The organism is Snodgrassella sp. W8158 (genome assembly GCF_016100435.1).
Classification (GTDB): Bacteria; Pseudomonadota; Gammaproteobacteria; order Burkholderiales; family Neisseriaceae; genus Snodgrassella; species Snodgrassella alvi.
In genome coordinates, this window is record NZ_JACFSM010000001.1 from 972802 (window position 1) to 986525 (window position 13724).

The 13724-nt window shown below is 46.1% G+C and carries 11 protein-coding genes; 6 read left to right on the forward strand and 5 right to left on the reverse strand.

What is annotated here, in order from left to right; genetic code table 11:
* Nucleotides 1-16 precede the first annotated feature (16 nt).
* The 3 genes from H3V11_RS04310 to H3V11_RS04320 all read left to right on the forward strand — a co-directional run bounded on the left by H3V11_RS04310 (nucleotide 17) and on the right by H3V11_RS04320 (nucleotide 3872).
* Nucleotides 17-949, forward strand: a complete 933-nt coding sequence (locus H3V11_RS04310) for a LysR family transcriptional regulator (protein WP_084548552.1) — start codon at nucleotides 17-19, stop codon at nucleotides 947-949.
* A 233-nt stretch (nucleotides 950-1182) separates the two neighbouring features.
* A complete protein-coding gene (locus tag H3V11_RS04315; protein ID WP_198223665.1) occupies nucleotides 1183-3402 on the forward strand; it encodes a UvrD-helicase domain-containing protein in 2220 nt (739 codons plus the stop codon).
* A 50-nt stretch (nucleotides 3403-3452) separates the two neighbouring features.
* Nucleotides 3453-3872, forward strand: coding sequence for an HIT family protein (locus tag H3V11_RS04320; RefSeq protein ID WP_025331807.1), 420 nt, complete (start codon nucleotides 3453-3455; stop codon nucleotides 3870-3872).
* Between the two features lie 536 nt (nucleotides 3873-4408).
* On the opposite strand, the gene dnaJ is transcribed toward H3V11_RS04320, so the two are convergent.
* Nucleotides 4409-5521: a molecular chaperone DnaJ gene (dnaJ, locus tag H3V11_RS04325; protein WP_037392221.1), complete on the reverse strand. Its 1113-nt coding sequence runs from the start codon at nucleotides 5519-5521 to the stop codon at nucleotides 4409-4411.
* A gap of 280 nt (nucleotides 5522-5801) precedes the next feature.
* Nucleotides 5802-7691: a ribonuclease catalytic domain-containing protein gene (locus H3V11_RS04330; RefSeq protein WP_198223666.1), complete on the reverse strand. Its 1890-nt coding sequence runs from the start codon at nucleotides 7689-7691 to the stop codon at nucleotides 5802-5804.
* A 906-nt stretch (nucleotides 7692-8597) separates the two neighbouring features.
* Here H3V11_RS04330 and H3V11_RS04335 point away from each other — a divergent pair.
* Both H3V11_RS04335 and H3V11_RS04340 read left to right on the forward strand, forming a co-directional pair.
* Nucleotides 8598-8825 (forward strand): exodeoxyribonuclease VII small subunit, encoded by a 228-nt coding sequence (locus tag H3V11_RS04335; protein WP_025331809.1) that lies wholly within the window; start codon nucleotides 8598-8600, stop codon nucleotides 8823-8825.
* The gene (locus H3V11_RS04340) at nucleotides 8809-9705 is read left to right on the forward strand and encodes a polyprenyl synthetase family protein (protein WP_232335744.1); all 897 of its coding nucleotides are present in this window, start codon (nucleotides 8809-8811) and stop codon (nucleotides 9703-9705) included. Before H3V11_RS04335 ends, H3V11_RS04340 begins: the two co-directional genes overlap by 17 nt.
* 107 nt (nucleotides 9706-9812) lie before the next feature.
* Here H3V11_RS04340 and H3V11_RS04345 read toward each other — a convergent pair whose 3' ends face one another.
* Nucleotides 9813-10382, reverse strand: a complete 570-nt coding sequence (locus H3V11_RS04345) for an L-threonylcarbamoyladenylate synthase (protein ID WP_038649107.1) — start codon at nucleotides 10380-10382, stop codon at nucleotides 9813-9815.
* A 100-nt stretch (nucleotides 10383-10482) separates the two neighbouring features.
* Here H3V11_RS04345 and H3V11_RS04350 point away from each other — a divergent pair, with 100 nt between their 5' ends.
* Nucleotides 10483-11256 (forward strand): HesA/MoeB/ThiF family protein, encoded by a 774-nt coding sequence (locus H3V11_RS04350; protein WP_096765604.1) that lies wholly within the window; start codon nucleotides 10483-10485, stop codon nucleotides 11254-11256.
* Nucleotides 11257-11270: 14 nt separating this feature from the next.
* Here H3V11_RS04350 and H3V11_RS04355 read toward each other — a convergent pair whose 3' ends face one another.
* A complete protein-coding gene (locus H3V11_RS04355; RefSeq protein ID WP_084548547.1) occupies nucleotides 11271-12476 on the reverse strand; it encodes an MFS transporter in 1206 nt (401 codons plus the stop codon).
* A gap of 42 nt (nucleotides 12477-12518) precedes the next feature.
* Nucleotides 12519-13385 (reverse strand): patatin family protein, encoded by an 867-nt coding sequence (locus H3V11_RS04360; protein ID WP_084562205.1) that lies wholly within the window; start codon nucleotides 13383-13385, stop codon nucleotides 12519-12521.
* Nucleotides 13386-13724 lie beyond the last annotated feature (339 nt).

Consider the following 13724-nt stretch of genomic DNA (forward strand, 5'->3'; position numbering starts at 1 on the left):
ATCAAAGGCGGAATACATGGAGTCGATTATTGAACTGCGCCATCTGCGCACTTTGCTGGCTCTGGAAGAAACCGGCAGCGTATCGATGGCGGCAAAAAGGGTTTTTCTGACCCAGTCTGCACTTTCACACCAGATTCGTGTTCTGGAACAGTTTTATGGTACCCCTCTGTTTGAACGTAAATCCAACCCGATTCACTTTACTCCGGTAGGTGTGCGGCTGCTACAGCTGGCACGAGAAATCACGCCGCTGGTTACAGTAGCAGAGCTGGATATGGCGCAGATAATTGAAGGTGAGGCAGGGGAGCTGAGGGTAGCGGTAGAGTGCCATACCTGCTTTGACTGGCTGATGCCGGCCATGGATGCTTTCCGGGCGCTGTGGCCTAAAGTAGAGCTGGATATTGTTTCCGGCTTTCAGGCCGATCCGGTTGGGTTATTGCTGACTCACCGTGCTGATCTGGCAATCGTATCCGAATATGCTCCGCAGCCGGGGATTATTTTTCAGCCATTGTTTGCCTATGAAATGGTCGGCATTTGCGCGAAGGATCATCCGCTGGCGGCTAAAAGTGTATGGCAGGCTCAGGATTTTGAGAATGAAACACTGATCACCTATCCGGTACCGGATGATATGCTGGATTTACTGCGTAAGGTTTTAAAACCGGCCGGGGTACAACCGGCACGGCGTAACAGTGAACTGACGATAGCCATTATTCAGCTGGTTTCCAGCCGGCGCGGCATTGCTGCCTTGCCTTACTGGACGGTTATGCCGTATCTGGAAAAAGGCTATGTAGTTGCACGGCAGATTGGTGATATACCGCTGCAAAGTGAATTGTATGCCGCCATGCGCGAAACAGACAGTAATAAAAGCTATCTGGATAATTTCTGCCAGATTGTGCGCGAACGCAGCTTTGCCGACTTACCCGGACTCAGCCCGCTCAGCACGCCGGACTAATCTGCAACCGGCAATCTGATTTATTAAAGGAGCAGGGCAGATATTCGGCAAAGCGCTGATATTTTGCTCTGCTCTTTTTTGGTATCGTCAGCCAGAATTTTACGCAACATCCATTGTCCTGCTTAAGCTCAGTTTGTGCAGATGTCAGATAAATCTTCTTGTGCTGTATAAAATAAGCCATAAGCATATTTTTCAAAGCGATTTTTCAGGCTTAATCAGCTACAATAAGCGCTATGGAAATTTTATCTTCTGCCGGTCTGCTGACCGGTCTTAATAGTGAACAATTAGCCGCCGTTACCTGGCCTGCGCAACCGGCACTGGTACTGGCGGGTGCAGGAAGTGGTAAAACCAGAGTACTAACCACACGTATTGCCTGGTTATTGCAGACTGGTCAGGCCAGTGTACACAGCATTCTGGCCGTTACCTTTACCAATAAGGCGGCTAAAGAAATGCAATTGCGCCTGAGCACGCTGTTACCGGTCTCGGTACGGGCGATGTGGCTGGGGACATTTCACGGGCTGTGCCATCGGTTTTTACGACTGCACCATCAGGAAGCAGCACTGCCCAAAACATTTCAGATTCTGGATATGGGTGATCAGCTTTCTGTAGTCAAGCGCTTGCTAAAACAACTGAATATTGCTGAAGAAATTATCTCACCGCGCAGTCTGCAAGGATTCATTAATGCACAAAAAGAAAACGGATTGCGTGCTTCGCGTTTATCGGCCCGCGACCCGCATGAACGGCAAATGATTGAATGTTATGCCGCCTATGACAGTTTGTGCTGGAATGAAGGTGTAGTGGATTTCGCGGAATTAATGTTACGCAGTTATGAAATTCTGCAGAGTAATGAAATTTTGCGCAATCATTACCAGAACCGTTTTAATCATGTGCTGATTGATGAATTTCAGGATACAAATAAATTACAGTATGCATGGCTAAAATTACTGGCCGGAGAGCATGCAGCGGTTTTCGCCGTGGGAGACGACGACCAGAGTATTTATCGCTTTCGCGGTGCCGAAGTAGCCAATATGACCCGCTTTCTGAATGAGTTTCATGTTGGCGAACCCATCCGGCTGGAACAAAATTACCGTTCGGTAGGCAATATTCTGACAGCAGCCAACGCGGTGATTGCACACAACGCCAGCCGTCTGGGTAAAAATCTGCGCACTCAGGCCGGCGATGGCGAAAAAATCCGTGTGCTTCAGGCAATTAATGATCTTGAAGAAGCGCAGTTTGTGGTTGATGAAGTGAAGGCTTTACACCGCGAAGGGCTGAATTATATGCAGATGGCTGTACTGTATCGCAGTAATGCCCAGTCGCGGGTTCTGGAACAGGCTCTGTTCCGCGCCGGTATACCTTACAAAATTTATGGCGGCCTGCGCTTTTATGAGCGTCAGGAAATCAAACATGCACTGGCTTACCTGCGTCTGGCGGTTAACCCCAATGATGATAATGCATTATTACGGGTAATCAATGTACCGGCACGCGGTATCGGCGCGCGGAGTGTTGAAAACATTCAGGCGGCAGCCAATGAAGCCCATACTTCGTTATGGCAGGCGGCCATCAGCCTGTCAGCGAAAAACAGTAAAATTGCTGCTTTTATCCGCCTGATTGAAAATTTACAGCAACAGGCTGCGCAAGTTTCTCTGCAGGAACTGATGGCTGCTGCCATCTATGATAGCGGTCTGATGGAACACTACCGTACCCAGAAAGGTGAACAACAGGAACGCATCAACAACCTGGAAGAATTACTGAATGCGGCAGTGGCATTTAAACCGCAGGAATCTGGTTATGATATGGAACCTGAGTATGATGAAAACGATCCTTTATTTCCGGTACTGTCTTTTTTAAGTACTGCCTCACTGGAAGCAGGAGAGCATCAGGCCGGACAGGGTGAAGATGCCTTGCAGTTAATGACTGTGCATGCAGCCAAGGGGCTGGAATTTGACGGTGTATTTCTGACAGGGCTGGAAGAAGGTTTATTCCCCAGTGAATACAGCATGGCCGAACGCGACGGGCTGGAAGAAGAGCGGCGCCTGATGTATGTAGCCATCACCAGAGCACGAAAACGCCTGTATTTAACAATGGCAGAACAACGCCTGTTACACGGACAAACGCATTTTGCCCTGCCATCACGCTTTGTGGATGAAATACCGGAAGAGGTATTGCAATATCTGTCTGCTCACAGAAACTCTCTGATAGCCCGGCAACAGTCCACGCAGAGAACCAATCCGTTTCACAGCCGCAGCAAACTGGCAGAAACACAGGAAAGCACGGATTTTGACGGCTTTCAGCTAGGACAGAATGTTTATCATGAACGTTTCGGCACAGGTGTCATCATAGATGCTACCCGGAAAGCTGAAGGGGCACGCCTGACCATCAATTTCGGTAAACAGGGGATTAAAGAGCTGGATACCGTATTTGCCAAAAGCAAGCTAAGTATTATTTCTTAAACAATTGCTCAGGTAACGGCTGGTAAGCAAAAGCCTGAGAGGAGACAGTCATGCAACAATACGACAGTAACAATATCTTTGCCCGAATTATCCGTGGTGAAATTCCTTGCCATAAAGTTTATGAGGATGAGCAGACACTGGCTTTTATGGATGTGATGCCACAGGCACGCGGCCATGTACTGGTGATTCCTAAATGTGAAGCAATAGAGTTAACTGACATGCCGCAAGATTACCTTGCTGCCGTATTCAGTGCAGCCAAAAAGATTATTAATGCGCAACGTAAAGTGTTACATCGTAATGGCGTTGTGCAATTACAGTTGTCCGGCGAACAGGCTGGTCAGTCTGTATTTCATTATCACATTCATCTGATTCCCGGACATATCCATGAACTGGGTAAACATGAAAGTGTGGCTGCTGATCAGGCAGAACTGGCGCAACTGGCTGCACAATTACGTGCAGAACTGGCCTGACCATTTTTTGATTCAATAATTATCCACAGAATTATCCACAGATAATCAGTAAAATAAATAGTATTTATTATGCTATAACCCTTGTTTTATAAGGAATTAAGCATAAAGACTGATTTTTATCCAGTTAAATACTACAAATTTGTCCACAATCATTCAGTTGTTGTACCAAATCTCCCTGTCGCTCCTGCACCTTTCGGTAAACGGAGCGATAATTTATTTCCTGGTCAATACAGATTAAATTGTTCAGTCAGTTTCAGCTTAAACGCCTTTGTGATTACAGACTAGCCATATCCTGCATATTTAGCGGAACTTAATTCACTAAAACGCCTGCTTACGCTTTTCATCAACAGGAAATGCGACAAATCATTTTTTTCTGCCGGATTCAGCAGAAGCAAGCCTTAACCGGCCTGTATCTTTTCTTCTGATAACAAAAGCCCGCAGAAAAATTATGCTCTGCGGGCTTTTACACAGTATAACCAGTATTAATTATTCATACATCCGGAATAAACACTTCTGAACTGTGGTACTTTCGTATTTTATTCAAATAAATCGCGCAGTTTGTCCATAAATGATTTTTGCCGCGGCGTCTGAGCCCGGTCCATACCGGTAGAGATTTTTTCAAACTCTTCCAGTAATTCACGCTGACGATCGGTCAGATTTACCGGTGTCTCTACCACGATATGACAATATAAATCACCCACAGCAGCCGAACGTACAGATTTAATTCCTTTACCACGTACCCGCATGCGACGACCGGTTTGTGTTTCTTTCGGAATATTCAGTTTAACTTTACCATCCAGCGTAGGCACCTCAACCTCTCCGCCAAGCGCTGCTATCGTAAAACTGATAGGCAATTCACAGTGCAAATCCATGCCGTCACGCTCAAAGACCGGATGCGGGCGCACGTTCACCATCACATATAAATCACCGGCAGGCGCACCATGCTTACCAGGTTCACCTTCACCGCTCAGGCGGATACGCTGACCGTCATCAATACCGGCCGGAATGGAAACCTCAACAGTCTTGCGGGTTTTTACCAGTCCGTCGCCATGACATTTAACACACGGATCCTTAATCTGTTTACCACTGCCGTGACAGGTCGGGCAGGTCTGCTGTAACTGAAAAATGGCCTGCCGTACCTGAACGACACCACTGCCGCCACACATGCTGCAGGTAGTGGCTGAAGTCCCGACTTTAGCACCACTGCCGTGACAGACATCACATTCTTCATGAGTAGGAATAGTGATTTTTTTCTTAATACCGCGCGCAGCCTCTTCCAGACTGATTTCAATATTATATTGTAAATCAGCGCCCTGATTATTCTGCTGCGACCGTCCGCCGGCTCCGCCGCCAAACATCTGGCTGAAAATATCACCAAAATCAAAACCGCCGGAAAAGCCGCCGGCTCCGGCACCCATATTGCCGTCTACACCGGCATGTCCAAACTGGTCATAGGCAGCACGTTTTTGAGAATCAGACAATACTTCATAAGCACGCTGTACTTCTTTAAATTTTTCTTCGGCGTTTTTATCGCCCTGATTACGGTCAGGATGGTATTTCATGGCCAGCTTACGATAAGCTTTTTTGATTTCCTCATCCCCTGCAGTACGGCTTATACCCAGTACTTCATAAAAATCTACTTCAGTCATAATTTTATTCCAAAGGTTTGCAGGCAACCTGCTCTTAAACAGCAGGATGCCTGAACAGCAAAACCGGATAGATAATAGAAATGCAACCCATATATGGGCTGCATGTATAAAAACAAGGTTTTAAGTAAAAGTTATTTCTGACCGAAGCACAATATACGGTCTGAAAACAATCAGACAGACAAAGAATCAACGGTCACACCCGTATATTTATACTGTCAGCAAAGTAGCCAATCAAATCGTGTGCCATCCATCAGGTAACCTTCAAAGCACTTTAAATAATTCAGCCGGATATTTGGCTGGCATTATCTGCCGGCAGCAAAACATTAATATAGTTTAGTCCGACACTTACCTGTATCGGATCGATTCCGGTTATCGATACCTTCATCCGGCATTTTGGCATGGCATCAACCGGTACACCGTTAACACGGCTTACCAGTGGCAGGCCTTCAATACGCACTAAATCATCACGTATTAACTGAGCAGTCAGCTCCTGCAACTGTTCCTGCTGAATATATATCAGACTCCAGTATGCTTCCATATGGCGCTGAAAATCATTGTAGGCTGCATAAGCCGACTCAAAATCACGCAATACCGCAAACAGCATGGCATCCTGCGGTTCAAAACGTGGCTCTGCGTCCGGATCCAGTAAACTGATCAGCTGCTTCTGGTTAATATAATCAGTAGCACGGCGCAGTGGTGAAGTAAACCAGGCATAATGTTTCAGCCCCAGACCAATATGCGGCTCAGACTGAGTACTCATCCGCACTCTGCCGGTAGGCTGTACACGGAATAATCCCGCCATTTCAGCCTCATCCAGCATCTGCGCCCAGGTGCTGTTGGCAAAAATCATCAGTTCACTGACCAGCGTATCAATTGGTGCTCCGCGTTCACGCACGCTGATATGTACAGTATTATCCGCCCCAAGCTTAATTCCATAATCGTACTGCGGTAAACGTTCCGGATCATATTTACCCCGCGCCTGCATTCTGGCCATAGCAAAATCATATAACCAGTTCATTTCATGCTGATGTGCAAAAGCTTCCGTATCACCGCGCGGCTGCAAAGGCTGAAATGCCTGCTCAATATTTTCAATACGTAAATTACAGTCTATATACACCGATTCAATTCGTGATTCATAACGTATCACCTCAAACTGCGGACTGATTTCTGCATACAGACTGACTGCCGGTCGTGCTGCTCCTTCATCCAGACTGAAAGCAGCTATCCAGTTATCCGGCAGCATGGTAATTTTACCACCGGGATAATACACAGTACTTAAACGTTCAAATATCAGCTTTTCCAGCAAAGACTCAGCATCTATTGCCAAAGCCGGGGCAGCAATATGAATTCCGACCAGTTTGTTGCCATTGGGCAGGTCACGTACACTGAATGCATCATCTACCTCACTGGTTTCAATATCATCAATGGAAAATGCGCGTACTGCGGTATCAGCATCTGGCAGATTGTGCATAACCGGTACAGGATAGTTACCGCAATCCGTACCTTTGGGAAACTGGGTAAGTAAAAAACCATCCAGAAAATATTCAGGCAGAGGCGGTACTGCACCAACACTCCGGAGCAGGGCAAACAGTGAGGTTTTTTTCTGATCAGCAGCTTTGACCACTGCTTTGTATTTCAGACTTTGTTTATCAGGTGCATGCAAAATCATTTTGGCTTCAGCAGCAATCTCATCCGGCAGGCGACCGGCCAGTAATTCCTGTATCCAGCCATTGATTTGCTCTTCCTGCTGTTTGCGCCGTTCAATGGCTGCCAGCGCCTGCTGTAATGTTTCTGCCGGCGCAGCTTTGAATACACCTTTATTTTTTTTGTAAAAATACATAGGCGCTGCATACAGAGCCATCAGTGTGGCCGCCAGCTCAATATTCCCGCTGCTATCGCCAAAATATTCACTGGCTGCACTGGCTGCGGTAAATTCATTTTCATTGCCTACCGCTTCCCAGAGCAGACTGATATCAATACCGGCAGCTGCTTCAGCAGCCTGTTGTAAAAATTGCGCAGCATCACCATCAAACACCAGAAAAACGTGGCTGGCCTTGATTTTTGCCCGCTTACCATGTTGTGTATTAACCAGAAAAGTAGCATCATTTTCCTGAACTATTTCCGCTACTTTAAACTGACCTGACTCCTCATAAAAAATTTGTTTACCCATAACGCCTACTTAAAACAAAGAAACTACTTAAGTAATCTGTAAAACAGATTCAGAAACCACTATTTATTCGATTATAAACGACAGTACTCAATCTTCGCTTCTATGCCTGCTCTGCTACTCTGTTACAGACAACCGTATCTGTATAAATAGTTCACCATTATTCCTCCTCAGGCTTCCCTGTTTTGCATATATCCGATTGTCAAATCATACAAATTAAATAATTCTATGTTTTAATTTTCCATTAAAACAATTACTTAAAGTTAGCACAATATAATTATGCTTTAAACAACATTATGCTTTAAAACCAGATAAATAAACAGCAAAAAAATACCTGCTGACAAATAAAATCCATAATAATGAACTAATTTTAAAAAACTCCAAAAGCATAATATGCTGGAAATATTTCGATATATATAAAGTTATACACCGTACAACCGGCAACAATAGTAAGTATTACCGAAAATTAAAACATATGCTAAAAGAATAATACAAAAAATCAAAATTTATTTGATTTTTTTACATAAAACTGTTTTCCGCCTGCTATTTCAAACATCAGCATCAGATAACAAGTTATATAATTAATATATAAATATATTAATTTTTACAAATAACTTTTTATTCTTACGGTTAAAAAACAATTTTTATATTTAGAGAGGCAGATATTGATTTAAATTTGCCCTTATCTGAATAAAATATCTGTATTATTATTCATTACATGAATAAATTCTGTTGCATATAAAAATATTATTACTGATTATATAAGCACATTACTTTTAATAACACAAACTGAAATATACTTCATCCGGTTATCAGCTAATTCTGACTAATTGTATGATACAGATATCCGCAGCAATAGCCATAGTGCGAGTGTTACAATAGCCATAAATTCATGTAAAGACCTATAATATGAAGAAAATAACCCCCAAAAGCTATGAAGAAGCTATCCAGCAACTGGAAAAAATAACTGAATCCATGCAAAACAATGATCTTCCGCTGGAAGAATCACTGGCTGCATATGAATATGGTCAGGAACTGGTGCAATACTGCCAGCAGAAGCTGGCTGAGGTAGAACAAAAACTACAGGTACTGGATAATGGTGAATTAAAGGAGCTGAAGCTTGAAACAGGGGAGTAATTTTGCCGACTGGCAAAAACAGGTACAGACACATACGGAAGAAACATTAACCCGATTACTTCCGCCGGCCGGACAACTTCCCGCACCACTGATTGAAGCCATGCGCTATGCGGCGCTGGATGGCGGTAAACGGTTGCGGCCAATGCTGGTTCTGGCGGCGGCGGAGCTGGGTAGTGCGGTTACAGAAGCCGCAGATTATGCTCTGGCTGCAATCGAATGCATACATATCTATTCGCTTGTGCACGACGATATGCCGGAGATGGATAACGACAGTCTGCGTCACGGAAAGCCTGCCTGTCACATACAATATACACCGGCAACAGCCTTGTTGGTTGGTGATGCCCTGCAAAGTATGGCATTCAGCCTGCTGAGCCGGCCAACTGGTCTGGACGCTGCGCGTCAGCTGCAAATGATACAGACTCTGGCACAGGCTGCCGGCTGTCATGGCATGGCCGGCGGACAGGCTATCGATTTAGCCTGCGTAGGGGTAGGTCTGAATCAGGCCGAACTGGAACACATGCACCAGTTGAAAACCGGTGCGCTGATCAGAGCAGCAGTTACACTGGGCGGACTTTGCTGTCATGATATCAGCCAGCAGGCATTAACCGCACTCGACCATTATGCCGCTCATCTGGGTCTGGCTTTTCAGGTTATTGATGATGTACTGGATTACGAGCAGGATAGCAGCACACTGGGTAAAACCGCCGGAAAAGATGCCCGGACTAATAAACCTACTTACGTTAGTCTGATGGGGCTGATTACAGCACGCCAGTATGCAGAAAATCTGGTACAACAGGCTATTGATGCTTTAAGCGATTTTGACCAGCGTGCATCTCATCTTCGCGCACTGGCGCAATTTGTCGTTGCCCGCAATCATTAAAAATGTGCTAAGCAACAGCAAACTACAAATATATAAACATTGTCTGCGCAGTAATTCAGTTAATGACAGATATAACTTATTTACAGATCAGCTTATTCATAAAATAACTAACGCAGCCGCTTACCGGAAGCCCAGTCAATAATCTGGCTGGGCTGCTTTCTTCCGCCGGTGCGTCCGCCCAGAATCATCACCTGTTTTCCAAACTGGCGTCTGACTTCACGCTCTGTACAACAAGCTTTTTTTCCTGCCCGGTTACAAGAAGTAGATACCAGCGCTGTACCTGCTGCTCTGCATAAAAACCGGGCAGTTGCCAGGTCCGGAACCCGTACGGCCAAAGTTTGCCGACCACGCCCGCGTAACACAGATGAAACCTGTTTGCGTACCGGTAACAGTAAAGTTCTGGGTGCCGGCCACTGCCGGCTGACAGCCGCTATATCGGTTGCGGACAAAGGTGCGAGCAAAGGCTGTAATTGAGTGAAATCAGCAGCAATAACAATTAGCCCTTTATGTTGCGGTCGCTTTTTCAATGCAATGACTTTACGCACCGCCGGCACACAATCAGGCAGACAGCCTAGCCCATAACTGCCTTCTGTAGGATAAGCAATCAAACCGCCACGATGCAGATGGCTGCGCAGACGATATAAAAACCGGCCGGACGGACGGGCAGGATGGCGCATAAATATTCTGAGAAACTAGACTAAACTATTATAATAGCAGGGCAGAATAAACCAGACTACACCTGTACCGGTCACAGCCACCCAACCACCAGAGACAATCATGATTACTGATGAACAACTATTGCGTTACAGCCGTCATATATTACTGGATAAGCTGGATATTGCCGGACAGGAAGCAATTCTTGCTGCCCGTGCTCTGGTAATCGGTGCCGGCGGCCTGGCACATCCGGCTCTGACTTATCTGGCTTCCAGCGGAATAGGGCATATTACCGTTGTGGATAACGACACTATTGAAATCAGTAATCTGCAACGCCAGTTCTGGTTTAATGATCAAGATATCGGTCAGGCAAAAGCCGCGATATTGTGCCGGCAGCTACAGACACAATATCCGCAGACCCAATTACAACCCATTGTAGCCAGAGCAGATGCCAGCCTGTTAGAGCAACTGGTTCAGCATACCGATATCATTCTGGATTGTACCGACAATTTTGCCAGCCGCCGGCTGATTAATCAGGTCTGTTTCCGTGCACGCAAACCATTGGTTTCAGCCTCTGCACTGGTATTTGCAGGTCAGCTGGCAGTATATGATTTTCGTGATGGTCGCGGCCCCTGCTATCAATGCCTGTTTGAAGGAGAAATGAATGATGAAGGTGCCAGTTGTGCTAAAAACGGAGTTTTTGCACCTTTACTCGGTATTATGGGCGCGGCACAGGCCAGTGAAGCATTGCAGATAATTGCCGGTATTCACCCTGACGGCTGCTGGCTACACTGTTTTGACGCCTGTTCTTTTCAATGGCAGCGCCTGCAACTGGCTGCCAATCCGGATTGCCCGGTATGCGGGCAGGCAGTTTTATCCACAGAAATTTGTGGATAAAACTGTGGATATTTTTATTCCTGAAAATCAGATAACTTGCGATCTTTACCGGCATTCCAGCCAGACACTGTAATAACGACCGCGGCAATAAACATCAGACACAATGCCGGAAACCAGGAATGCATCATGTCATGCAGAGCGCCCATCAGGACTGGACCCACAGCCGCAAACAGATAGCCACAGGTTTGTGCCATTCCGGATAACAGCACTCCTTCAGTAACACTGCTGCTGCGCAAACTAAAAAACATCATGCTCAGACAGAAAGCCCCGCTGATGCCCAGCCCCAGCAACAACACTGCCGGAAAATAACAGCTGCGCCATGGCGACATCAGCAATAATACCGACAAAATTAAAGCTACGCCGCACATCGACCCTATCCAGTGCTGCTGCTTTAATCTGGCTGCATAAATTGGTATCAGCAAATTGGTTGGTATCATCACTAGCTGCATCAGCCCAAGCCAGCCACCGGCTTCCGTTGCTGATACACCGGCTTTGGCTACAATCTGCGGCAGCCAGCTAACTGTAGAATAAAATAGAAACGACTGAAATCCCATAAATAGCGTTACCTGCCAGGCCAGCGGATTACGCCACAGGTGTATCTTTACCTGACGTGCACGTACAGCCGCCTTGGGCACAGCATTGGCTGCTTTAAAAGGCAGCCACCAGATAACCATGGCCACCAGCGCCGGTAGTACCCAGATTACCAGAGCACCGCGCCAGCCCCACAGATTACTGTGAGCAAGCGGAGCACTTAAAGCAGAACCGGCCGCACCGCCCATATTCATCACCAGTGCATATAATGCGGTAACCAGTCCCATTTTAAACGGAAAATACTGCTTTACCATACTGGGAATCAGTACATTGCCAACAGCAATGGCACAGCTGAGCAAAGCCGTACCTGTCAGCAGCAGAAACAGCCCGGAACCACAGCGCAGCACCAGCCCCAGCGTTAATATCCACAAAGCAAAAAAGACCATCTGCTCCGAGCCCAGACGTGCTGCAAGCCTGGGGATAAAAATCGAAAACAGACCAAATGTCAGCAATGGTACCGTAGTCAGCATGCCGGCCAGCGTACTGCTTATCTGCAGCTGCGTCTGAATATTCTGTAACAGGGGACCCACACCAGTCAGCGGGCCGCGTAAAACAAATGCCAAAGCCAGAATAGCAACAAAAAGACTAAGCCGGTGCTGTGTTTTCGATACAGTCGAATCCGTTTTCATTACTTCACCAAATTACTCGTTTACCTTTAAGGCAAAAAACTATTAATTTACCGGCCATTGCTGCAATAATGCACGGCCGCATTCCAGACCGGCTGCATAACTGTAGCGTAAACGGCCGGCATCCCGGCACAGACGTCCGGCCATTTTGCCATCATCCGGAGGATTAATTTCAATAATATACCGGCAGTTTTCAGGCTGCCGCATCCATGTCAGGGTAGTATTATAATGCTTTACTCGCTGCCGTAATGCCTGAGCAAACCCGCTGACAGGCAAACGCCTTGCCAGCAGACTGTCACCCAGACTACCTTTCTTCACATAATTGTGCGCTCTGGTACGAATTACTATCACACAACCGATGCCCGGCTGAGACAGAGTCCACTGTACCGGCAAGGCATCAGCAACTCCGCCGTCAAAATAAAATCCTCCGCCAATTGCTACCGGTTTACGAATCATAAACGGAATTGAGCTGGAAGCACGCAGTACTTCCAGAAAAGAATCGGGCTGAGCCACAACATACTCCGGCTCACCGCTAACAGCATTACTTAAAACAACCCTGAAATCACGCTGTCGGGCAAACATACGTTCACAGTCCAGCGGATTTTCCTGTTGTACAACCTGCCATAACCAGTCAATATCCATCAGGTCGCCGCCACGGATAAAGCGTGACCAGCTGATAAATTCCGGCCGGCAGGACTGATCAAGCAGTATATCCAGATTACGCCCTTCCTGTCCGGCCAGATAACTGGCAATAGTACTGGCTCCGGAAGATACTCCGACCAGTAAACTAAACGGGTTAAAATCTGCCTGTAAGAAGGCATCAGTAACACCACTGCTGAATGCAGCACGCATTCCACCACCTTCTACAACCAGTGCAGTTTGCTTTCCGGCTGTCTGCTGATCAGCATGCATGTTGGCATTCCTATGTTTATGTAATAATATTTTAATGTTATTAAATATATAATACCGGCTACAGTAAATCAATAAAGCCGGCCGGTGCACAGTATCTAAATATTAATATCTTCTACGGCTTCTGTATGTGTAAATCAGCCTGTTAATATCCGGTACACACACTAGAATTTTATGATTTTTTCAATCTGAACCATATCATTGTCAACTAAATACTTTCAGATTAATCATGTGCTTGGGAACCACTTTATCCATAAAATCGATGCCAATTGATTCATCCGTAAACCGGGAAGATACAGTATATCCGCCATCTTTTATCTCTTAACATTTTTCCAAACCATA

Bases quoted from the DNA above. Each gene is read 5' to 3' on its own strand.
- H3V11_RS04350 (WP_096765604.1), top strand. From the start codon at position 10,483: ATGATTACTGATGAACAACTATTGCGTTACAGCCGTCATATATTACTG.
- H3V11_RS04355 (WP_084548547.1), bottom strand. From the start codon at position 12,476: ATGAAAACGGATTCGACTGTATCGAAAACACAGCACCGGCTTAGTCTT.
- H3V11_RS04345 (WP_038649107.1), bottom strand. From the start codon at position 10,382: ATGCGCCATCCTGCCCGTCCGTCCGGCCGGTTTTTATATCGTCTGCGC.
- dnaJ (WP_037392221.1), bottom strand. From the start codon at position 5,521: ATGACTGAAGTAGATTTTTATGAAGTACTGGGTATAAGCCGTACTGCA.
- H3V11_RS04315 (WP_198223665.1), top strand. From the start codon at position 1,183: ATGGAAATTTTATCTTCTGCCGGTCTGCTGACCGGTCTTAATAGTGAA.
- H3V11_RS04320 (WP_025331807.1), top strand. From the start codon at position 3,453: ATGCAACAATACGACAGTAACAATATCTTTGCCCGAATTATCCGTGGT.
- H3V11_RS04360 (WP_084562205.1), bottom strand. From the start codon at position 13,385: ATGCATGCTGATCAGCAGACAGCCGGAAAGCAAACTGCACTGGTTGTA.
- H3V11_RS04330 (WP_198223666.1), bottom strand. From the start codon at position 7,691: ATGGGTAAACAAATTTTTTATGAGGAGTCAGGTCAGTTTAAAGTAGCG.
- H3V11_RS04335 (WP_025331809.1), top strand. From the start codon at position 8,598: ATGAAGAAAATAACCCCCAAAAGCTATGAAGAAGCTATCCAGCAACTG.
- H3V11_RS04310 (WP_084548552.1), top strand. From the start codon at position 17: ATGGAGTCGATTATTGAACTGCGCCATCTGCGCACTTTGCTGGCTCTG.